The organism is Streptococcus sp. 116-D4 (assembly GCF_009731465.1).
Lineage (GTDB): Bacteria > Bacillota > Bacilli > Lactobacillales > Streptococcaceae > Streptococcus > Streptococcus pseudopneumoniae_E.
Genome location: NZ_AP021887.1, coordinates 661,593 through 684,933, shown reverse-complemented (window position 1 = coordinate 684,933; position 23,341 = coordinate 661,593). Strand labels below are relative to the sequence as shown.

The following is a 23,341-nucleotide window of genomic DNA, read 5'->3' as shown; positions in this document are numbered from 1 at the left end:
GAAATATCTGCTAACAAATAGAAAAAGCCCTCGAAATCAAACTGCTTGTCTGACCTTGAAGACTTAATACATTAGAATCCTTATAATTTAAAGGTTGCTACACCGAGGATAGAACGATTTAAGTTTCGAAGAATTTGAAGACTTTGCTCAAATTTCTTATAACGAGTGACTCCGTATTCTTCAACAAGAAGGACTGTATCTCTTTCCAAAAGAGATGATACATCCTGTAAATCTACAAAATGCATTCCTTTTAAAGCCTCTTGACTCTGTTTCAATTTATCTAGGATAGCTTTATTTGAGCTAACGATGGTCAATTCCTGTCCAGCATTTTTGTATGACAAGACATCGGCTAGGTTAGCAATTGTTGTAATCTCTGTTACAAAATCAATTTGATACTGAGAAAAATCACCTGCTCTATTGATTGTTGGATTAAAGAGATAAACCAACACATTTCCCATCACAACCAAAATCACACAAATCACTCCAATAACAGCTAAACGAAGAATCAGATTCTTTACGTTTAAGCCAAGCGCTGTTTCACCATTTGCGTTCAATTCCTTAGAGTTGATGGTTTCCAATTTTTCAATTTTCACGTTTGCATAGGTATTTTTAAATTTCTCAATCAACCCATCAATTTTTTTCTCTAACAAGTCATTGGCGTCTTTACTTGGTGTCAAAATTTTCACACCAACCCCTGCATCGTCAATCATATAATAGACAGTCAATTTTTTCCACCAATAGTCACTTGTAGAATTTTTCAAGGTTGTTTCTGTCGTATCCAATTCACTGGCAATTTTTTTCAACTCACTCGGCTCTACATCATTGAAAAGATAAGCTCCATTCAAATTCCCATCAATCAATTTTCCGTAGAAATCGCTATAACCACCAATTTGATGATTTAAAATCGTTTTAGCTGAATCTTCTGGAGGAGTGATTTTATAGCTGATATAAGTTGAATAACTTGTTGTGTCTTTGACAGTGTTTTTATTCTTAACTGCTTTAATTGTAAATGGTACAGCAATGAGAGCAAATAAAGCGATGAGAGCTAGAATATTTGCTTTTCGTTTTTTGTATAGATTTGCAAACAAATCAGCTACTGAATAATGTTCAAACATGATTTTTTTCTCCTTTGTTTAGTAGATACTGGTTCTCTTTTGTAAGCATTTTCGCTACAAATAGAATCACAAGAACAATTCCCCAGAATTGCATTGTAAATAAATTGAAGAAACTTTCTGAAAAGCTACTTCTTGGCATAAAGAATAGATTATTCAAGATGAGTAGGGACAAGGCAAATAGGATTGTTCTTGAGCTGTAGGCTACTTGCAGCATGGCTATAAATAACATACCTAGTAAGAGACTAAGTAGAAAGACTCCCATCATACCATAGTCGGTATACAACTCCATAATATAGCTACTTCCGATACCATGTCCTTTCAAGTATTCCTTGTTCAAGACAAGATAGGATAGATTATGGGCATAACTATTGCTATCAATAGCCAATTCCACACTATTGGTTGTATGCTCAAAGGCTTTTCCTCCGAAAACGGCTCCTAAACTTCCCCTTGCAAAATAATCCAGAACAGGACCAAAAGTAAAATTACGGAAATCTCGATAAGGTAGGCTACTGTTAAATAGAAAACCTCGAGCCAGAACACCAAAACTGGTTCCTTGTTTATAGATAAAGTCGAGCAGGATATCCCAGAAACCTGTATGGGAAACTTGGACATTATCCCGTACATAATTGAGCACTCCCATCGCTAACATGAGAATAGGAGAACCCACAAAAATCGCTAACTTTTCTTTAAACCCAATCCATTTTCCTTTTTCAGTTTGCTCCCGCATAAAGTAATAAACAAAAGCAAATAAAATACTTAAAATAAAAGGATTTCGTGTCCCGATTGCCAAATGAATGGTATTAGCTGCAATAAAGGAGACAAGCACTGCTGTTGCCTGCAATTTCTTTGGCTTGGTTGCCAAATACATACACATTGCATAGACCGTAAAGGTTGATAAGATATAGGTAAAATAGGGCAGTTTACTTTCAAAGTTTGCATAGTAGGCATAGTAGGAAGTCTGCAAGCGATATAAGAGTCGTTCAAATAACCGAATGAAATAGAAAGGATAGGTTAGAAGAAAAACTCCTAGCGATACAAAGCGCAACCGCTTGGTATAAACCTCTTTTAGAGAACTCCCTATCTTGGGTACTTGTATTTTCTTTCTAGCTATAAAATAGCGAGCTAGGAGCCCCCCTGTGGTCAATCCCAATATCGAAACCATGACGACTATAAAGGCAAAACGGTAGGCTATGGGATGATAGGTATCTAAAGCGCCATTTCTAAAATAATCAATGGTCGGCCTTGACACCAGAAATACAAAAATAGTTAAAAAGAAAATAAAATGGATTAAGTAATACTTGATATCATTCCAACAAGCAATTAAGCTACTAACCAGTAAGAACAATAAAGTAGAAAGCAAGCTAACATTGTTATTATTAAACAGATAGACAATTCCACTTACTAGCGTCAAGGCATAGCTGGCTATGGTCAAACTAAATAATAATCGTTTTCCATCAATCACTTGCTCACCCCCGTTCTAATGTAATTTTTTAGATTTTTCAATATTTTTTAGTAATAAGAATCGGTATAAGGAAATATTTATGAATAGAGCCAAAGCACTAATTCTTCTCCCCTTACGGAAAATTGGATTCCTAGCAATAGCAAAGGCATGGCTTTTTAAAAAACGATGAATCTGGGAATAGGCTTCAAACTGTTTATACTGATCATCCAGCAACATCTTATCCAGAATAAAGAAGTGGGCATAGGCCAATCTGAAAAAAGCGACCTCTTTCAAGTCAGGATAGTTTTTCATAACTTCATTATAAAACTTTTGATAGATATCAATATAGGCTAAATCCTTCTCTGCATAGGGTTTAGTCGTAATACTATCCCCTCTATGGAAATAGTAATAATAGGGTTTAGTATTAACTACATACTTCTTAGCCAACTTGATTAAATCAAAATGATAATAAGCATCTTCATAAATCAATCCCTTTGGAAAGGATAGGGCAGTTGCAATCTCTCTCTTGATTAGCTTATTGCAGATCGTTCCAGGTATTTTTTCACCTATGAGGTATTCCTTTAGAAATCTTTGAGAATCACAGACAAAATACTCATCCTGATTGGCTGACTGTGGGCTTTCATCATTAGCATAGACATTCATGACACCACAGCTCGAAACATCGGCGTCTTCTTGAATTAATTGCTCATATAAACTCTGAATCATTTCAGGATGGATATAATCATCTGAGTCAATAAAAATCAGATAATCTCCGTGAGCCTGCTTCATTCCATCGTTTCGTGCTTGCGACAAACCTTCATTCTTTTTATGAAGCACTGACACCCTATCATCTTGTTTAGCGATTGAATCACACAAGCGACCACTTTCATCCGTTGCTCCATCATCAACAAGAATGATTTCCAAATTCTGATAGGTCTGCTTCTGGATGGAAGCTATCGATTTTTCTAGGTACTGTGCCACATTATAGACTGGCACAATGACGCTAATTAATGCAGTTTCCATGCTACTCCTCTAATAGTTTTTCTACTTGTTCGATTTGTTTGGGAATTGTAAATTGCTGAATGAATTGACCAGCCTCATTGACATCGAAGTTTGAGGCAGAGGTCATGTAGTTCGTAATTGCCTGAGCTGCTTCTTGATTGCTCTCAATGATTTGTCCAAATCGTCCTTCTTGGGATAATTCCTCAGCCCCTCCGACATCCGTAGAGACAAAAGGAAGTCCCAGACTCAAGGCTTCCACATACACTCCAGGAAAACCTTCTTGTTTAGACATAGACAGGAGAACTTTCGTCTGAGATAAATACTGATAAGGATTTTTTTGATAACCAAGGAAATGTACATAGTCTTCAAGCTCATACTCTTTGACGCGTTTTTTCAGTTCCTCTTCCATATCCCCAGCCCCGATAAAATAGAGATGATAGTTTTTTCCCTCTTGGTGTAATAATCGTATCACTTCCACTACACGGTCAGAACCCTTATTTTCCTCAATCCGCCCGATAGTACAGATACTTTGAGGCGCAATCTCGATATCGATCTTCTCTTGAGATTTTTCTAGAATAGTCTTAAAATCATACCCATTGTAAACTGTCCGTAATTTCGAAGCATAATCTGGATAGACTTCCTTGATAGAATGACTGGTCTTTTTTGAAATTCCTACAATGGTATCCGCAGCATCCAATTGGCGTCTATGTGATTCTCTTTTGGAGCTATCCTTAAGAAATTCTTCAATACTTCCATGAATCCAAGAGATTTTCTTGACTTCTTTTCTTTTAGAGAACAAAAGCGGAGGATTCATAATGGTAAAGGAAACTTCAACATCATAGTCATCTTTCACCAGTAAGCGACGTGTCAATCTTGGAAAATAAATTCTCATTCTCCACAAAAGAGCTCGTATCCATCTGGCTTGACGATAATCCTGAAGGGATTTTAAAATGCGTACATACTTGGGAACAGGTTCGTATCCTTTGTCGAAGTGCTCCATTTCAAGAATATCAATATCATACTTTTCTGGATCTAGATTTGAAACAATTGTCGATAAAATCTTCTCTGCACCGCCTCCAAGAGAAAAAGACCACATAAAAAATAAGATTTTTTTCTTAGCCACCATATTCTCCCTTGTATTCTGTATAAGACTTATCCATATCAGCGATAACAGCATCATGATGCGGTAGCTGCTTGTCTGCTGGTGGAGGCGTCATATAATCCCCAAAAGCAGTGCTGAGGTAGGCATCGTAGCCGATCGGAATAGGCATCTCTGTCCCTTCAAAGGGCAAGAAGAGATTATCCTCAAAAGATTCGATTGGGTACTTGTTTCTCATGTAGCCAGGACCTGAGCATAATTCTGTGATTCCATCGCTCTCAGCTAGACCATACTTGGTCATTTCTTTCTCAGCTTTTTTCCAAATGCGATAACGGAGTGATTTTGGAGTCAAACCGAGTAAAATGCGACTTCCCCATTTCATAAGTGCGCCATGCTTTTCTGGAATAGTTTGCGCACAAAAAAGTGAATAAATCAAAGCCCAACGAACCTGTTTTTTCCGCTCAGCTGGATTTTTAGGATAATAATCCAAAGGCAACACATCCAAGGCCAAACCATGTGGCAAATCCAAATCTTGCTGATAAGGCTTTATACAGGTGGTTTCCTTGTCACGAATGGTAATAAAAAGATTGCGGTCGACAAAATCCTTATTACTCTTTGACAAGAAATAACGTTCATCTGCATAACGAGGCCATAATTCTGCTAATTTCTCATAATCTTTACGAGGCATAAAAAAGTCTAGGTCGTCGTCCCAAGGAATGAAACCCTTGTTTCGAAGGGCACCAATAGCACCTCCACCACAAAGATAACAAAGCAAATCATGTTCTTTACAAAAGGCCACAAAATATTCAGCCATCTCCAGACTACGAGCCTGAATTGCTTTTAAATCAGTCATATTGTTCATTATTCTTTCTATCGTATCGTTTCATTATACCACAAATTAGGGGTGAAAATCTATTGCAGACTGTAAAAAATCAAAGCTTGACTGCTAGATAAATAGCCTTCAAACTTTGATTTTTCTATCTTATCTCATTCCCATTTGAGCAAGCTTGGTTTGATATTTATTTTGATCGACTTGGAGAGCTATACCTCCATAGACATCATAGGCATCGACCCAATCACCTAGTTCTGGAACTGTTAATCTCTCAATGCCATTTTGCGCTCCATCTAGGAAGGATAAACCATTGGTCAGTAGGAAACTATAAGGAACATTCGTAGAGGTCATCCCAAAGACCTTACCAAGTGCTTCTGATCCAGTAAAGAGTTTGGTTGGATCCTTGAGTTGTTGCAGAACAGCTGTCAGCACTTGCTGTTGTCTCTTGGTACGACCATAATCACCTTCGTCATCATCACGGAAGCGAGCATAATTGAGCAAGGTTGATCCATTCATCTGCTGTTTTCCGACTTTAATCGTCTGAGTTGGAGACTCAGTCTCAGTAGCATGTAAATCATCTCCCACTGTAGCTTCGGTTAGTGGACGCCCATTCAATGTTGAAAATTGTGCATCAATCGTCACCCCATCAGGGAAAAGCGTGTCAATCGCTGTTGCAAAGGCCTCGAAGTCTACCAAAGCGTAGTACTTAATGTCCAAGTCAAAATTGTCTTTCAAGACTTGACGAACCATTTCTGCCCCTTTTTGCCCCTCTTGTTCCCCCAACTCATAGGCAACATTTAACTTGTTATCGGACTGCTTTCTCCCGTTAATCACTTGGCTATAACCGTCTATATAAACTAAATTGTCACGCATGAAGCTGACTAGCTTAATTTTTTTATCTGAGCCGCCAACATTTAGTACCATGATAGAGTCTGTTCTCGTCTCAGCACTATTTTGGCCAATCCGTCCATCCGTCCCCATAATCAAAATATTGACCCCATCCTTGGTATCTTGACCATGAAAAACTTCTACTTGAGCTGCCTTAGCATTGGCAGGTTTGGTTGGATCCGCATTTGAATAGCCTTTTAGGAACATAAAAATCATGCCAAAACCGACACAGGCTAGAAGGGCAAGCAATCCTGCAAAAATGCGCCCCCAACGAATCTTACGTTTTTTGGACTTAACCTTTGGAAGAGGTTGACTTTTCTGGTATTTTTTTGTACGACTATGGTTTCCATAAGATGGAAGAGGAGACTGATTGACTGGTTCCCTGAAAGACTCCTCCATATCGTAATTTTCATTATGAATTTCTGGAGAAGCTTCACTACTGCTAGCCATATTTAACTTAGCTTGCAAGTATGCAAACTCTTTTTTCTCTCGCTCATTGAGATAATAAATATTCTTAAAAAGATAGTCATAACGCAACTGCTCGTGATAGCTTAAAGGATTTTCTTTACTCATCTTTTCTCCTTTCCATGATCTGATATTGAATAAATAGGATAGGCACCCAGTACTTTATACTGGATTCCAATCGCTTCTAATTCTTTTTGGGCAAAGTGGACTAGATTCTTGTCAGCATAGTCCACATCGATAATGAAAAAATATTCTCCCAGTGCTGTCTTGAGTGGCCGACTTTCAATTTTTGTCAGGTCAATTCCTCGCCAAGCAAAGGTCGACAGGGCCTTATAAAGTGCACCTGGAAGGTTATCAGGTAGGGTCAAGGCCAAACTTATTTTCTCAGTTTGTGTTTTCAAGGGAATACTAGGCTTTTCAGCTCCCAAAACCCAGAAACGTGTGAAATTGGCTTCCATTTCCTGAATATCCTCGGCAATCAGTTCCAAGCCATATTCTTCAGCAGAACTTCTTGGTGCAATAGCCGCAAAAGGTTGGTCTGGGTGTTCAGAAATAAAGCGGGCCGCATAAGCTGTACTAGCTGTTACCTCGATTTGGGCCTCTGGATATTGTTCATCGATGAATTTCTTTCCTTGAGCCAAAGCCTGTGGGTGTGAAAAAATCTTTTCAATCTTAGTATGACCTGGAACCACCATCAACTGCTGATGAATGGGCTGAACGATTTCTGCCACTGCTTGGATGCGTGCCTGATGAAAAAGGTAGTCCAAGGTTTCATGAACACTACCCTCGATAGAATTTTCAACTGGCACCACAGAATAGTCCACCAAGCCTTGCTCATAGGCCTTGATGACATCTGTAATATTGGCAAAGGCCTGCAATTCCTCCTGAGGAAAAGCTGTCTGTACAACGTGGTGTGAAAATGATCCCTTGGGACCTAGATAAGCAATTTTCATCTCAATTCCTCTATAATTTCCTCTGGGCTTAGCTTGGTCACATCCAAAATCCGACTGGCTACTTCCTCATACCAAGCCTGTCTTTCTTGGAAAATAGCTGCAAGTTCTTCCTTGCTATTATTTAGAAAAAGCGGTCGCTGATTGTCCTTATCAGCTGATATGCGTTGGTAGAGGGTTTCAAAATCAGCTTTTAGGTAGATGTTATCAGAATTAGTCTTGAGTAAGTCACGATTTTTCTGAGAAACGACTACTCCTCCGCCAGTTGACACAATTTGGTCTCTTTGTAGTAAATCAGCTAGAACTTCTGACTCTACCTGTCGAAAGGCTTCTTCTCCCTTTTCCGTGAAAAATTCCTCGATAGACATGCCTAAACGCTTCTCAATCAAAGCGTCCATATCAAGGTAATTAGGGTTCAAGCTTCTTGCAATAGTCGATTTGCCTGCCCCCATAAATCCTAGTAATATCTTAGCCATGAATCAAGCTCTCCAAATCATCAAAGAAGCTAGGATAGCTGGTATTGACAGCTTCAGCTCGGTCAAGCTCTACTTCTCCATCTGCAACCAAGAGGGCTGCGATAGCCGCCATCATGCCGATACGATGGTCACCAAAAGTATTGACTCTAGCACCGTGAAGGGCTGATTTCCCTTTGATAATCATTCCATCTGCTGTAGGTGTGATATCCGCACCCATGCTGTTTAAAGCGTCTGCCACAACCTGAATGCGATCTGTTTCCTTGACCTTAAGTTCCTCAGCATCCTTGATAACTGTTACACCTTGGGCTTGGGTCGCAAGTAGAGCGATAACTGGCAATTCATCAATCAAACGTGGAATCAAAGCGCCACCAATCTCTGTTCCTTTCAAGTCAGAAGACTCAACAGTCAAGGTAGCAGATTTAGCGACTGGGTCAATTTCAGTAACTTCTAATTTTCCACCCATGGCACGAATGGCATCTATGATACCGGTACGCGTTTCGTTGATGCCCACATTCTTCAGCACCAGACGAGAATTTGGAACAATCAAACCTGCGACTAACCAAAAGGCTGCACTGGAAATATCTCCTGGCACGACCACCTTTTGTCCTGTCAATTTTTGTGGTCCTTGGACTGTGATTTTCTTGCCATCCACACTTAAATGGCCACCAAATTGTTGCAACATATCTTCAGTATGATTACGGGTGCACTCTTTTTCGATAATTACAGACTCCCCCTGAGCCTGCAAGGCCGCAAATATCAAGGCTGACTTGACCTGGGCAGAAGCAATCGGCAACTCATAATGAATAGGTCTTAGGCTTTTCGTCCCCTTTAAGTGAAGAGGAGGCAGGTCTCGCTCAGTTTGCCCTGAAATACTAACACCCATTTGTTTCAGTGGAAGGGTCACACGATCCATAGGTCGTTTGGAAAGACTGTCATCTCCAAACATTTCTACTTCAAAGTCTGCACCAGAAAGAACACCTGAAATCAGGCGAATCGAGGTTCCAGAATTTCCCATATCAAGGGCATTTTGCGGAGCTTTTAAGCCGTTCATACCGACACCTTGAATGGTAATAACCCCATTTTTATCCTCAATCTCAACACCAAGGTCACGAAAAACTTGCATGGTCGAAAGGACGTCTTCGCCCCGCAAAATATCATAAACCTTGGTCTCACCCTCAGCCAAACTTCCAAAGATTATGGAACGGTGGCTGATAGACTTGTCACCTGGAACTCGGATACTGCCATGTAAGTGGCTAATGTTTGTTTTTAGTTTCATACTGGACCTCATACTTGCAATACTTTTACCTATTTTATCATAAAAAGCCAGAAATTCCTTAAAAATTCCTGACTTTAGGATAGTTATTTTCTTATTTTAGCAATTCTGAAACTGGTTCGAAAACAATTTTTTCAATGTCAGAAAGGTAAATTGCCAATTGTTGTTGCTTGGTAAAGAATTCTGACAAGAGACTATTTCCTTGAATCTCTTTACCAAAGCCTTCCATTTTTGCTTGGAAAGATGCGTCTGGCATTTGACCTGTCTGAGCTAGTTTTTGAATTTCCTCTTGAAAGGCAACATATTCTGTAAAGATTTTACTTGCCTCAGCATCTGCTGAAATCGCATCTTTAGCTGCTTTGACAGCCTTGTATTCGGGTAATTCGCGTAGACCGCGACTGAGTTCGTTTGCACTATCGTAAATATTTGACATGATTTCTCCTTATTTGACAACGACTGTGTAGTCGGTATTTTCTGTTATAAGATGCTCAGCTCTTTCTAAATCTTGAGCATTTTTAAATGAAATTTGTAGGATCCCGTGAATGTCCTCACGGTTTTCCTCATTGATGTGGATGTTAACCAAGGAAGTTCCACGTAGCAGCTCCAAGATTCGCAAGATGACATCTTCTTCATCGGGAACATCGACATAGAGGTCATAAGAGCTATCCACACCACCACGCTTATGAATTTCCATGGCCTGACGTTGCTCACGCGCTTGATTGAAAAAGTTCCAAATCTGCTCCTCATCTCCCTTGCTAATGGCCTGCCCAATCGCTTCCAAACGTTCCTTAAAATCCTCAATCCGCTCTAGGATAGTCTCGCGATTGGACAAAAGAATAGAAGTCCACATACCTGGCTCGCTTTCCGCAATTCGAGTCATATCTCGAAAACCACCGGCCGCAAAGCGCCTTGCCATCTCATGTTCTTGAGCATAGATCGCGGTCTGCTCCATGAGACTGGAAGCCAAAATATGAGGAAAATGGCTAATCTGAGAAGTCACTCGATCGTGCTCCTTGGCATCAATCTCGATAAAACGAGCATGAAGGCCTAAAAGTAAATCCTTCATTTCGGCAAGTGTGTCAGAACTTGTCAGGTTCGAAGTTGTAAAGATATAATAGGCATTTTCAAAAAGATTGACATCCGCAGAGGCAGCTCCTGTCTTGTGACTACCAGCCATGGGATGAGCCCCGACAAAGCGAACAGGCTTACTAGCTAAATATTGCTCCGCCGCATCCACAATGGCTGACTTGGTCGAGCCAGCATCGGAAATAATGACACCTTCTTTTAAGTCCAAGTCAGCCAACTCCTTAATGAAAGCAATGGTCTGCTTGATTGGCAAGGTCAGAATGATGATATCCGCCAAAGGAGCAAAACTGGCAAAATCATCTGTTGCACGGTCAATCATGCCTTCTTTCAAGGCGATATCTCTCGAAGCTTGACTGCGATTATAGCCTAAAATTTCATAATCTGGATGATCGCGTTTGATACCAAGTGCCATTGAGGCACCGATCAGACCAAGACCTGCGATATAGACTTTTTTTGCCATAGGAACTCCTTAATAGTTCTTTGTATAGTCTCGATGTTTGGCTACTGCTTCTTTTAATTCCTCTAGATTGTCTGATGAGAATTTTTCGAGGATTTCTTGTGCCAGAATCGTTGCCACAACGGCTTCCATGACCACTCCTGCAGCTGGAAGAGCGGTCGGATCACTTCTCTCCACAGTTGCCTTGTAGGGTTCATGAGTTTCGATATCCACACTCATGAGTGGTTTGTAGAGAGTAGGAATGGGCTTCATAACTCCACGAACAACGATAGGTTGCCCATTGGTCATACCACCTTCAAAGCCGCCAAGATTGTTAGTCCGACGAGTATAGCCATCTTCTGATGACCAGAGGATTTCATCCATGACCTGGCTGCCTTTACGATAACCAGCTTCAAAGCCAAGACCAAATTCCACCCCTTTAAAGGCATTGATAGAGACAACTGCTTGGGCCAATCGCGCATCCAATTTTCTGTCCCATTGGACATAGGAACCAAGACCAACTGGAACACCTCCAACGACTGTCTCCACAACCCCACCGATGGTATCTCCATCACGCTTGATTTGGTCAATATAGTCCTTGATTTCCTGTTCTCTTTCTTGGTTGACAATAGAAACTTCAGACTGGGCAGCTCGTTCCTTAATCTCAGCGACTGTTAAATTTTCAGGAACATCGATTTCCTTGCCACCAAAGACTACGACATGGTTGGCAATCTCCATATCCAGCTCAGCCAAGAGGCGTTTGGCTACTGCCCCAACTGCCACCCGCATGGTGGTTTCACGAGCTGATGAGCGCTCCAAGGAATTACGCAAATCATCAAAACGGTACTTGATGCCCCCAACCAAATCGGCATGTCCTGGGCGAGGATGGGTAATTTTTCGTTTGCTTTTTAGGCGGTCTTCAATGTCCTCCGCAGACATGATATCCAGCCATTTTTGATGGTCCTTATTGATGACATCCATAGTAATAGGAGCCCCTGTCGTCTTCCCGTGACGAACGCCAGAAGTAAAGACAACTTGATCGCTCTCAATCTTCATACGACCACCACGTCCGTAGCCACCCTGACGGCGTTTAAGTTCTTCATTTATATCCTCTGCTGTCAAAGGTAGTCCAGCTGGAATTCGTTCAATGATAGCTGTCAGACGGGGACCGTGTGATTCTCCTGCAGTTAAATATCTCATAGGCTCTCCTTATTTTACCAAGTAGTCTTTCATCTCTTCCAGAGAAATTGGGTGAATGGCCGCTGAACCGAGCTCTGGTACCAAGACCAATTTCAAGGTATTGCCACGCGCCTTCTTATCATGAGTAAGAGCTTGATAAAGCTTGGCAACATCCCAGTTTTCATAGTCAACAGGTAGTCCAAATTTCTGGCACATAGCTGTAATGGACTGGGTAATGCCAGCTGGCATGAGGCCTTTTTCCTCAGCAACCTTGGAAATCTGTACCATTCCCATGGCCACAGCTTCTCCATGCATGACTTTACCATAACCGGCCGTTGCTTCAATGGCATGGCCAATAGTGTGTCCAAAATTGAGGTAAAGACGAACACCATTGTCCAACTCATCCTCAACCACCATCTTGCGCTTCACCTGACAAGAATGTTCAATCAAGGTCTCTGCATGCTCCAAAATGCCCGAAACAGAACCATCCAGTTCCGTCAAAAGAGCCCACAGTTCTGGATCCTCAATCAAGCCATACTTGATGACCTCACCCATTCCTTCAATCAACTCTCTCTTTCCAAGGGTTTCAAGGACAAGAGGATCAATCAGAACCCCATCTGGTTGGGCAAAAGTTCCTACCATGTTCTTGGCAAATGGAGTGTTGACACCTGTCTTTCCACCGATAGACGAATCAACTTGGGCTGTCAAGCTAGTCGGTATCTGAATAAAATGAATGCCCCGCATATAGGTAGAGGCTACAAAACCAGCCAGGTCTCCAACGACACCGCCACCAAGAGCCACGATTCCATCGCTACGAGTCAGGCCTTGCTTGACTAGAAATTCATATACTTTCTGGACAGTGGTTAAATTCTTTCTTTCTTCCCCTTCTAAAAAGTCAAAAACAGCTACCTGAAAACCAGCATCTTCTAGGCTGAGCTTGACCTTCTCTGCATAAAGAGAAGCTACATGGTTATCGGTCACGATAACCACTTTTTGAGGTTGCCAAAGCTCTCGCAACCATTGACCAGCCTGAGCCAGACAGCCCTTTTCAATCTGAATATCATAAGGATGATGAGGAATATCAATTCTGATTTTCATAGGAAAGTCTCCTTTTCTTTATTGGTATTTGTCTATTAAGGACTGCCAAATCTCTTCCGTTGGCATTTCCTTTCCTGTCCACAGTTGAAAAGCTTCTGCAGCTTGATAGAGCAACATTCCCAGACCATTGATCGCTAGATTTCCCTGACTTCTAGCCCATTTCAAAAATGGTGTTTCAAAGGGTTGGTAAATGATATCTGCTACTAAAAGAGTTTCTGAGAGGACAATGTTTTCAGGAACTGGAGATGATTGACCATCCATGCCCACACTGGTGGCATTAACCAGCAAATCCGACTCAGCAATCCTTGCTTGTAGTTCCGAAACATCTTCTAAAGCATACAAGTTCACCTTAAAGCCTGTCTGCTCCTGTAACTTGTCTAGATAAGGTCTTGTTTTTTCCATGGAAACTGAACGAACAAAGAGCGAAATCTGACTGACGCCATCCAAAATAGCCTGTGCCAAGATTGATTTAGCCGCACCACCTGCACCCAGCAGGGTCATCTTTTTACCTGTAATTGTAAAAGAAGGCAAGCTCTTAAAAAATCCCTTGCCATCTGTATTATATCCAATTAAATTGCCATTCTCATTGACAACCGTATTAACCGCACCAATCAAGCGCGCCTCATCGCTCAATTCATCCAAATAAGGAAGCACTTGCTCCTTATAGGGCATGGACAAGTTGATGCCAAACATCTGGTAGCGACGAATATTGGCCACTGTGACTTCCAAGTCAGCCGCTTCAATCTCCCAAGCCACATAAGCACCATTTGTAGCTGTCGCCTCAAAGGCCCTATTGTGAATAAAGGGGGAAATAGAATGCTTAATAGGATTGGCAACAACGGCAGCTAAACGCGTATAGCCATCAAGCTTCATCCAATATCTCCCTGATTTTTTTCATGTTAGCTAGGGAAATCTGACCCGGTGCACTAGCCTCATCTAGACTAGCAAAGGACCAGCTAGAACCAGTCACATCCGCAGTGATACGAGAGACCTTACCCACCTTGCCCATAGAAATGGTCACATATTCCTGCTCAGGATTGAGGGTTTTAAAGCCTCGTGTATAGTTCATCAAGTCTAGCACATCCTGCTCCGTGTGAGCCATGACTGCAACCTTAACAAGTTTTGGACTTAAGCTCGTCAACTCTGACAAGATTTCCATCATGTTTTCAGGTGTTTCTTGGAAATTGTGGTAACTCAAAATAAGATTTGGGAAGTCAAGCATCTCCTCAAAAACATCCTTGTAGCTATAGTACTCAAAATCAATATAGTCTGGTTGATAGAGTTGCGCCACTTCCTTGATTAGATGGATATATTCTTCTGGAGAAAGGTCGATTTCTCCCCCTTCAGAGCGAGTTCGCAATGTGAAAACCAACTCACGGCCTGCGAATTTTTCAAAAATAGCTGGAGCTACCTGCAAAATCGCTTCTTTAGGCAGATAGTCGGCACGCCATTCAATGATGTCAGCATCCAGATACCTCGTGGCATCCAGAGCCTGAGCCTCCTCTAAACTTCTTGGCATTACTGAAACGATTAATTTCATTTACTAACCTTCATACTAATCACCTTGAGGTAATTACTACTTTCATCTTTTTTATTATAGGCGAAATCTGCTGGAAGACCGTATTTGTTTAAAATTTGGTAACTTCTTTCTGCAAAGCCTTTATCAATTTGTTCTGTAAATTTCTGGCGGGAAACATTAGCAGCATTGGTACTGGCAATGATAATTCCTCCCGGATTTAAAATCTCAAGACTCTGGGAAATCAACTTGTGATAATCCTTAGCTACAGAAAAGGTCTGTTTTTTATTCCGAGCAAAGCTAGGAGGATCTAGGACAATCACATCATAAGTCAAGCCTTTTCGTTTGGCATATTTGAAATATTCAAAGACATCCATGACAATAAAACGATGGTCGTCTGTGCTAATTCCATTAGCCTGAAAATGCGCTTGAGACAATTCTCGTGAACGTTTAGCTAGGTCAACCGAAGTAGTCTGGCTTGCTCCCCCTATGGCTGCAGCTACTGAAAAGGCTGCTGTATAGGAAAACATGTTGAGCAAGGATTTACCCCTAGCTAAACCATCAACCAAGCTACCACGAACCTCATGCTGATCTAGGAAAATCCCTGTCATCAAGCCATCGTTCATAAAGACTTGATACAAGACACCATTTTCCAGAACAGTGAAAAAGTCAGGTGCTTCTTGACCATAAACATGGGCAGATTCATAATCCAAACCCTTAAAGCGAATCTTCTCATAAGTCCCTAACACCTCAGGAAAAACCTGTCTAAAAGCTTCTGTGATGGTCTGACGAATCTGATAAATATAAGAATTATACCAAGAAAAGACAGCATAGTCGCCATAAAGGTCCACTGTCAGACCGCCAAAGCCATCTCCCTCTTGGTTGAAGAGACGAAAAGCAGTTGTCAAATCATCTTGAAAGTAGGCTTTTCTCTTTTCTTTGGCTTGTCTAAACAGTGTTTCAAAAAAAGTTTGATTAAAGGTCACCTTTTCCTTACTGATAAACCAGCCCAAACCCTTGTTTTGCTGGGAAAGGTAGGCTGTCCCTAGAAAGTTTCCATCTTGACTATGGACTTCTACTTCCTGATCCTTGAGATTGATATCCTCAAGATCGCTGGCTTCTAGTAAAACTAGTCCCCTGGAAATCTTTTTTTCAACCCGTTTACTGACTCTTATTCTATTCATAATCCCTATTATAGCAAATTTTATGATAATTCTCAAAAAAGAAACTAGACTTGCTTTTTTACTCTCGTTTTACAAAATGCTATACTAATACTAATAAAAACTTAGAAAGTAAATGTGTAAGAATCACAATAAAAGATGCTCTTCCGTCTTGGAGGAGCATTTCTTTTTATAAAATAAAATTCAATGAAAATGAAAGAGCAAACTAAGAAACTAGCCTCAGGCTGTACTTGAGTACGGCAAGGCAAAGCTGACGTGGTTTGAAGAGATTTTCGAAGAGTATTAACTTTGAGATTGTAGGTAGAGAGGCTGTATCAGCAATATATGTCTGTCAAATTTAGTGACAAAGATAAAAGATAGTAGAAGAAATAAATCGGCTTCAGCAGGTATATGGAAAATTTGATTTTATAGAGAAGCCTTTTATTACAAACTCAATATACCATCGATAAACAACAATAATAGAACTATGTTATATTTCTTATTCAAAACATTTCTCCCTATATTTTTTTATTACAAATCTTAATCATTTACAACTACATTCTAACAAACTATAAAAGTGTTTGTCGAATTAAATTTATCAAGCAAGCGACCAACTAGCTCATCTTTTTTCTACTTCTGATAATATGCGTGATAGATAGTAATGATAGCTAAAAATAGCAAAACCAAGCAGAAGAATAAGGGCCCCTACTCCCAAGCTGATGGCAAGGATAGGAGATAGAGACTGAACCAAGAATAAGCTCCCAATTACAAGGGCCATCAGGATTGCACTATATATAAACAATAAAACTATTGCGACTATACCATTTGAACGATTCACCAAGTCCGTAATACTACTCCAATTGGTTGACAGATTTTTCACATCCTTAAAGTAATGGTGACAAGAAAGGATGACACTGGCAAGGACCCATACCACAAGAAGGTAAATCATCGAAAGAATGGGCAAGCCTAGATATAGAGAAAGACCAAGTAAAGTCAGAACTGGTAAAAAGGACTGGACAGCAAATATAATCCAAAATTTCATTTTCACATAACGAGTAAAGTCAAAGGGTAAACTCTTCAGAAAATCAAAATTTTCCCTCTCCAGAGATAACCCGATTGAAGATAGACTTGTGATATTGTTATTTAAGACTGCTATAAACACTCCCACAAAAAACAAGGGCAACCAGTATTCGGCAGTTATTTCTGGAACAAGCTGTGAGTCCCTAATCTTAAATATTAATCCTATCATAAAGAAATAAGGCAGGAAAGTACTTGTAAAAAGCACTGTCACCAAGCTAGTCCCCTGTCCCAAGAGGGAGAGGTTGTAGCGTAACACCATACGGAAAAAACCTTTTTTAGTTATGGAACTGCTTTGTTTGCTACGACGCTCTTTTCTGATTTTTTCTTCGCTGTTGGTCATAACAACTTGATAAAATTGAGGAACAACCTTCTTTTTTGTTAGATAAAGTAGCAAAACAGTTGCTACTATCCAAGCAAGTAATCCAAAGATGGATTCAAGAGAAAAAGGCTCTACTGCTATTTTATAAAAGATATGAAGAGGATAAAAGAGGGTTGGGACTTCTCTAACTGTCTCTATACTCGCTCCTGAATTTGAATAGAAAACCAGTATCATAGGGAATAATAGCCCCAGACCAATCATGACATTAGATAAAAGAGACTGGTGCTTTCTGAAAAATGCTGTCTGGGCCAAAAAATGGACTGCCAAGACCATCCCTAGACCAACTGAGACAAATAATAAAGCTAAGGACAGCAACATCAAAGGCAAGCCCAACCAAAGAGAAGGAGCTAATCGAAGATAAAGAACCAGAAAATAAGCTAAGATAGGGACAAGTCCAACTAAAGACGGCAAAAGAACAGATATTCCTTTTGCAAGCATAATTTCTGATTCCTTAAAGGCATAAGGACTATAAGAGGACAAGTCCTTACTCTCATAAAAAACATTGTAAAAGGCTGTTAAACTATTAGAAAAGACAATAACTAGAAAAATAGCAACCATATTACTAAATAGACTGGGAACCTCCTCAAAAGGATAACGAAAAACTAAATTCGAAAATAAGAGGAGTAGCAACAAACTAGAAACAAGATAAGAACGCAATAATTTCCCTGACACATCAACTTTTTTCCCAGGATTCTTAGCCTGCTTCTTTCGTAGGTTAGCCAGATTAGCTTCTTGAGATGAATAGAGGATATTGATATCAACTAATTTTTTAATGACCTTGAGACGCATCTGAAACCTCCTCTTTTCTACCGGCAAGGCTAAGGTAGATACTCTCCAAAGACTGGTCTGGATGGTCTTTTCTCAAGTCCTCCACGCTACCACAATAAATCAAATGTCCCTTTTTCAAAATGGCAATCCGATCACAGACTTGCTCAGCTACCTCTAGGACATGAGTTGAAAACAAGACCGTCTTGCCTTTTTGCGCATGCTCCTTCATCATTTGCTTCAAATCAAAGGCAGCCTGGGGATCCAAACCAGTCAATGGTTCGTCCAAGACCCAAATATCGGGATCAGACAAGAGTGCCCCGATGACAAAGACTTTCTGACGCATTCCGTGAGAAAGAGTTTCAATAACCTGATAGCGATTTTCAGCAAAATCAAAAACACTCAATAGCCTAGCTAGACTAGCCTCCAAGTCAGAGCTAGTCAGATCATAGGATGAAGCAATCAATTCCCAAAATTCATTGGCCGTTAAGCGTAAAAATAAGTCAGGCGAGTCTGCTACGTAGCCAATCTTTCGTTTGATTGCTAAGCGATTTTCCGATAACTCCTGACCGTCTACCAAAATACGGCCACTGCTGGGTGAAATGATACTGACTAGAGACTTTATGGTGGTCGATTTTCCAGCCCCATTATGGCCAATCAAGCCCATAATCTCTCCATTTTCAATCTGCAGATTGAGATTGCTCAAGGCCTCTTTATCACCATACAACTTACTAACATTTTGAAATTCGATCATGGGATGACTCCTATATTTATGTTTTTTTATTATTATATTAACACTTTGGTACAGATTTATCAACACTTTTGATAAAATAGTCAAAAACTTATTATTCAGTTTTACGCAAACGTTTGAGCTAACCGATACTTTATGATAGAATAAAGAACAAGATTGACAAGTAAGAGGAAACATCATGCAAAATCAAACACTCATGCAATACTTTGAATGGTATCTGCCCCACGACGGCCAGCACTGGACGCGTCTGGCTGAAGATGCTCAACACCTAGCTGATCTCGGTATCAGTCATGTCTGGATGCCACCAGCTTTCAAGGCGACAAATGAAAAAGATGTCGGCTATGGAGTCTATGACTTATTTGACCTAGGAGAGTTTAATCAAAAAGGAACTGTCCGTACCAAGTATGGTTTTAAAGAAGACTATCTTCAAACCATTCAAGCCCTTAAAGCACAGGGAATTCAACCTATGGCCGATGTGGTGCTCAATCACAAGGCTGCTGCTGATCACATGGAAGCCTTTCAGGTTATCGAAGTGGATCCAGATGACCGTACAGTTGAACTTGGAGAACCCTTCACTATCAATGGCTGGACTAGCTTTACCTTCGATGGACGCCAAGATACCTACAATGACTTCCACTGGCATTGGTACCACTTCACCGGTACAGACTACGATGCCAAACGCCGCAAGTCTGGGATTTATCTCATCCAAGGGGATAACAAAGGCTGGGCTAACGAGGAATTGGTCGATAACGAAAATGGTAACTATGACTACCTCATGTATGCCGACCTAGACTTTAAACATCCCGAAGTCATTCAAAATATCTATGACTGGGCTGACTGGTTCATGGAGACGACTGGTGTGGCTGGTTTCCGCTTGGATGCCGTCAAACACATTGACTCTTTCTTCATGCGCAATTTCATCCGAGATATGAAGGAAAAATACGGTGAGGATTTCTATGTTTTTGGTGAATTTTGGAACGCCGACAAGGAAGCCAATCTAGACTATCTTGAAAAAACAGAAGAACGCTTTGACCTTGTCGATGTTCGTCTCCACCAGAATTTCTTTGAAGCCAGTCAAGCTGGTGCAAACTATGACCTTCGTGGTATTTTCACAGATAGCTTGGTTGAACTCAAGCCCGACAAGGCTGTAACCTTTGTCGACAATCATGATACCCAACGAGGACAAGCCCTTGAGTCTACTGTTGAAGAATGGTTCAAACCAGCAGCTTATGCCCTCATTCTATTACGCCAAAACGGCCTTCCATGTGTCTTTTACGGAGACTACTATGGGATTTCAGGGGAGTATGCTCAAGAAGATTTCAAAGAAGTCCTTGACCGCCTCCTAGCCATCCGAAAAGATTTGGCCTATGGAGAACAAAATGACTACTTTGATGATGCTAACTGTATCGGTTGGGTACGTTCAGGTGCTGAAAATCAATCCCCAATCGCAGTCCTAATCTCAAATGACCAAGAAAATAACAAGTCTATGTTTGTTGGTCAAGAATGGGCTAACCAAACCTTCGTAGATTTACTTGGAAATAATCAAGGTCAAGTTACAATTGATGAGGAAGGTTATGGACAATTCCCTGTCTCAGCTGCTTCGGTAAGTGTCTGGGCAGCTAATACTATTTAATAGTTCATAATATTCAAGCCAGATCCAATCAGATTTGGCTTTTTTGTAGTCACAAAAAGACCTACCCAAATGGATAGATCTTTACTTGATTATAATTTACCTGCTACTGCATCCAGCAATTCTTGGATTTTAGCTTGGTTGCTTCCTCCTGCCATGGCCATGTCTGGTTTTCCACCACCACGTCCATCGACGATTGGTGCCAATTCTTTGACAAGGTTTCCTGCATGAAGGTCTTTTGTCTTGCTTGCTACAAGGACATTGACTTTGTCACCGATAGCCGCAACAAGAACAAGAAGATCAGAATAGTCTTTTTGTTTCCAGTTATCTGCAAAAGTACGAAGGGCACCAGCGTCAGATACAGATACTTGACTAGCAATGTAACGATGACCATTGACTTCCTTGACATCCTTGAAGATATCGCCTGCGGCAGCTGCTGCTGCTTTTTCCTTCAACTCAGCATTTTCTTTTTGCAATTGACGAAGTTGCTCTTGAAGTCCTTCTACTTTATGAGGGACTTCCTTGACTTGAGGTGCTTTCAAGGTTGCTGCGACTGCTTTCAGCGCATCTTCTTGTTCACGGTAGGCTTCAAAGGCTTCCTTACCAGTCACTGCCAAGATACGGCGAGTTCCTGAACCGATCCCTTCTTCTTTAACAATCTTGAAGAGGCCAATCTCAGAAGTGTTACCTACGTGAGTACCACCACAAAGTTCAACTGAGTAGTCACCAATCGTTACAACACGGACTTCTTTGCCGTATTTCTCACCAAAGAGGGCCATAGCTCCCATTTCTTTGGCTGTGTCGATATCAGTCTCAACAGTCTTGACTGCGATGGCTTCCCAGATTTTTTCATTGACTTGTTGTTCAATCGCACGCAATTCTTCAGCAGTCACAGCTTGGAAATGGGTAAAGTCAAAGCGAAGGAATTCAACTTCGTTAAGAGACCCTGCTTGTGTCGCATGGTTTCCAAGGATATTGTGAAGAGCAGCGTGAAGCAAGTGAGTTGCAGTGTGGTTTTTCATAACACGGTGACGACGATTGGTATCAATTGCCAGCGTATATTCTTGGTTCAAGGCAAGCGGTGCAAGAACATCAACAGTGTGAAGAGCTTGTCCGTTTGGTGCTTTTTGAACATTGGTCACAGTAGCCACAACCTTACCTGACTCATCCAAGATTTGACCGTGGTCAGCGACCTGTCCACCCATTTCAGCATAGAATGGCGTTTCCGCAAAGATAAGAGAGGCAGTTCCTTCCGAAACAGCTTCTACTTCTGTATTGTCTACTACGATAGCCACTAACTTAGAAGGCAATTGACTAGCATTGTAGTTGAAGACACTTTCTACAGTGATGTTTTGAAGGGTTTCATTTTGCATACCCATTGAACCACCCTTAACAGCTGACGCACGCGCGCGTTCTTGCTGCTCTTTCATGGCTGCTTCAAAACCTTCACGATCCACAGTCATACCCGCTTCTTCAGCGATTTCTTCTGTCAATTCAACCGGGAATCCATAAGTGTCATAAAGTTTGAAGACATCTTGACCAGCAATGACAGATTGACCTTTTTCTTTCAAGTCTGCTACGATAGTTTCTGCAAAGTGTTGACCTGAGTGAAGAGTGCGGGCAAATGACTCTTCCTCGCTCTTGACAATTTTTTCGATAAAGTCACGTTTTTCGAGCACTTCTGGGTAGTAGCTTTCCATGATTTTTCCAACAGTTGGAACCAATTTGTAAAGGAAAGGCTCGTTGATACCCAATTTTTGACCATGCATAGAGGCACGACGGAGCAAACGACGAAGGACATAACCACGGCCTTCATTTCCTGGAAGGGCACCATCTCCGATGGCAAATGAAAGTGAACGGATGTGGTCAGCGATAACCTTAAAGCTCATGTTGTCACCATCTTGGTCATAAACCTTACCAGATAATTTCTCCACTTCACGAATAATCGGCATGAAGAGGTCAGTTTCAAAGTTGGTCTTAGCACCTTGGATAACCGCCACCAAACGCTCCAAACCAGCGCCCGTATCAATGTTCTTATGTGGTAATTCCTTGTATTCGCTACGAGGGACAGCAGGGTCTGCGTTAAATTGTGACAAAACGATGTTCCAGATTTCGATATAACGGTCGTTTTCGATATCTTCTGCAAGAAGGCGAATACCGATATTTTCTGGATCAAAAGCTTCTCCACGGTCAAAGAAGATTTCTGTATCTGGTCCAGAAGGTCCCGCACCGATTTCCCAGAAGTTGTCCTCGATTGGAATCAAGTGACTTGGATCCACTCCCACTTCAATCCAGCGGTTGTAAGAATCTTTATCATCTGGATAGTAGGTCATGTAAAGTTTTTCAGCTGGGAAATCAAACCACTCAGGGCTTGTCAAAAGCTCATAAGCCCAAGTGATCGCTTCATCACGGAAGTAATCCCCGATAGAGAAGTTCCCCAACATTTCAAACATGGTATGGTGACGCGCAGTCTTCCCTACGTTTTCAATATCGTTGGTACGAATAGCCTTTTGAGCATTGGTAATACGTGGATTTTCAGGAATGATGGTTCCGTCAAAGTATTTCTTAAGAGTTGCTACCCCAGAGTTGATCCACAAAAGAGTTGGGTCATTTACAGGAACCAAGCTTACTGATGGTTCTACTGAGTGACCTTTGGTCGCCCAGAAATTAAGCCACATTTGGCGTACTTGTGCACTAGATAGTTGTTTCATATTGTCTCC

At 41.1% G+C, this 23,341-nt stretch carries 20 protein-coding genes; 1 reads left to right on the top strand and 19 read right to left on the bottom strand.

Features of this window, described 5'->3' with window-relative positions; genetic code table 11:
* Positions 1-80 precede the first annotated feature (80 nt).
* The 18 genes from UKS_RS03480 to UKS_RS03395 all read right to left on the bottom strand — a co-directional run bounded on the left by UKS_RS03480 (position 81) and on the right by UKS_RS03395 (position 18,994).
* Entirely contained in the window at positions 81-1,115 is a 1,035-nt protein-coding gene (locus UKS_RS03480) for a hypothetical protein (RefSeq protein ID WP_049495172.1), read from the bottom strand.
* Entirely contained in the window at positions 1,108-2,577 is a 1,470-nt protein-coding gene (locus UKS_RS03475; RefSeq protein WP_156011831.1) for an O-antigen polysaccharide polymerase Wzy family protein, read from the bottom strand. Before UKS_RS03475 ends, UKS_RS03480 begins: the two co-directional genes overlap by 8 nt.
* Before the next feature lie 15 nt (positions 2,578-2,592).
* A complete protein-coding gene (locus UKS_RS03470; protein WP_156011830.1) occupies positions 2,593-3,579 on the bottom strand; it encodes a glycosyltransferase family 2 protein in 987 nt (328 codons plus the stop codon).
* A 1-nt stretch (position 3,580) separates the two neighbouring features.
* Positions 3,581-4,684: a glycosyltransferase gene (locus tag UKS_RS03465; RefSeq protein WP_156011829.1), complete on the bottom strand. Its 1,104-nt coding sequence runs from the start codon at positions 4,682-4,684 to the stop codon at positions 3,581-3,583.
* Entirely contained in the window at positions 4,674-5,519 is an 846-nt protein-coding gene (locus UKS_RS03460; protein ID WP_156011828.1) for a LicD family protein, read from the bottom strand. The genes UKS_RS03465 and UKS_RS03460 overlap by 11 nt, the downstream gene beginning before the upstream one ends.
* Before the next feature lie 120 nt (positions 5,520-5,639).
* Positions 5,640-6,950, bottom strand: coding sequence for an LCP family protein (locus UKS_RS03455; protein ID WP_156011827.1), 1,311 nt, complete (start codon positions 6,948-6,950; stop codon positions 5,640-5,642).
* Positions 6,947-7,795 (bottom strand): prephenate dehydratase, encoded by an 849-nt coding sequence (gene pheA / locus UKS_RS03450; RefSeq protein ID WP_156011826.1) that lies wholly within the window; start codon positions 7,793-7,795, stop codon positions 6,947-6,949. The genes UKS_RS03455 and pheA overlap by 4 nt, the downstream gene beginning before the upstream one ends.
* Positions 7,792-8,268 carry a shikimate kinase gene (locus UKS_RS03445; RefSeq protein ID WP_156011825.1) on the bottom strand — a complete coding sequence of 159 codons (477 nt, stop codon included), beginning with the start codon at positions 8,266-8,268 and terminating at the stop codon, positions 7,792-7,794. The genes pheA and UKS_RS03445 overlap by 4 nt, the downstream gene beginning before the upstream one ends.
* Positions 8,261-9,544: a 3-phosphoshikimate 1-carboxyvinyltransferase gene (gene aroA, locus UKS_RS03440; RefSeq protein WP_156011824.1), complete on the bottom strand. Its 1,284-nt coding sequence runs from the start codon at positions 9,542-9,544 to the stop codon at positions 8,261-8,263. The genes UKS_RS03445 and aroA overlap by 8 nt, the downstream gene beginning before the upstream one ends.
* Before the next feature lie 91 nt (positions 9,545-9,635).
* Positions 9,636-9,974: a YlbF/YmcA family competence regulator gene (locus tag UKS_RS03435; RefSeq protein WP_049495160.1), complete on the bottom strand. Its 339-nt coding sequence runs from the start codon at positions 9,972-9,974 to the stop codon at positions 9,636-9,638.
* Between the two features lie 9 nt (positions 9,975-9,983).
* Positions 9,984-11,087, bottom strand: a complete 1,104-nt coding sequence (locus UKS_RS03430; protein WP_156011823.1) for a prephenate dehydrogenase — start codon at positions 11,085-11,087, stop codon at positions 9,984-9,986.
* Positions 11,088-11,096: 9 nt separating this feature from the next.
* Positions 11,097-12,263, bottom strand: a complete 1,167-nt coding sequence (gene aroC, locus UKS_RS03425) for a chorismate synthase (RefSeq protein ID WP_156011822.1) — start codon at positions 12,261-12,263, stop codon at positions 11,097-11,099.
* A 9-nt stretch (positions 12,264-12,272) separates the two neighbouring features.
* The gene (gene aroB / locus UKS_RS03420) at positions 12,273-13,340 is read right to left on the bottom strand and encodes a 3-dehydroquinate synthase (RefSeq protein ID WP_156011821.1); all 1,068 of its coding nucleotides are present in this window, start codon (positions 13,338-13,340) and stop codon (positions 12,273-12,275) included.
* A gap of 18 nt (positions 13,341-13,358) precedes the next feature.
* Positions 13,359-14,213, bottom strand: coding sequence for a shikimate dehydrogenase (locus tag UKS_RS03415; RefSeq protein ID WP_156011820.1), 855 nt, complete (start codon positions 14,211-14,213; stop codon positions 13,359-13,361).
* Complete coding sequence (aroD, locus tag UKS_RS03410; protein ID WP_156011819.1) at positions 14,203-14,880, bottom strand: type I 3-dehydroquinate dehydratase; 678 nt, start codon at positions 14,878-14,880, stop codon at positions 14,203-14,205. The genes UKS_RS03415 and aroD overlap by 11 nt, the downstream gene beginning before the upstream one ends.
* Positions 14,877-16,040, bottom strand: a complete 1,164-nt coding sequence (locus UKS_RS03405; RefSeq protein WP_173020454.1) for a class I SAM-dependent rRNA methyltransferase — start codon at positions 16,038-16,040, stop codon at positions 14,877-14,879. Before UKS_RS03405 ends, aroD begins: the two co-directional genes overlap by 4 nt.
* A gap of 595 nt (positions 16,041-16,635) precedes the next feature.
* Complete coding sequence (locus tag UKS_RS03400) at positions 16,636-18,264, bottom strand: hypothetical protein (protein WP_156011818.1); 1,629 nt, start codon at positions 18,262-18,264, stop codon at positions 16,636-16,638.
* Positions 18,245-18,994, bottom strand: a complete 750-nt coding sequence (locus tag UKS_RS03395; RefSeq protein WP_050242125.1) for an ABC transporter ATP-binding protein — start codon at positions 18,992-18,994, stop codon at positions 18,245-18,247. Before UKS_RS03395 ends, UKS_RS03400 begins: the two co-directional genes overlap by 20 nt.
* A 175-nt stretch (positions 18,995-19,169) precedes the next feature.
* Between UKS_RS03395 and UKS_RS03390 the strand changes: the two genes are divergently transcribed.
* Positions 19,170-20,624, top strand: coding sequence for an alpha-amylase (locus UKS_RS03390; protein ID WP_156011817.1), 1,455 nt, complete (start codon positions 19,170-19,172; stop codon positions 20,622-20,624).
* An 89-nt stretch (positions 20,625-20,713) separates the two neighbouring features.
* Here the strand turns inward: UKS_RS03390 and alaS are convergent, their stop codons facing one another.
* Positions 20,714-23,332, bottom strand: coding sequence for an alanine--tRNA ligase (gene alaS, locus UKS_RS03385; RefSeq protein ID WP_156011816.1), 2,619 nt, complete (start codon positions 23,330-23,332; stop codon positions 20,714-20,716).
* Between the last annotated feature and the right edge of the window lie 9 nt (positions 23,333-23,341).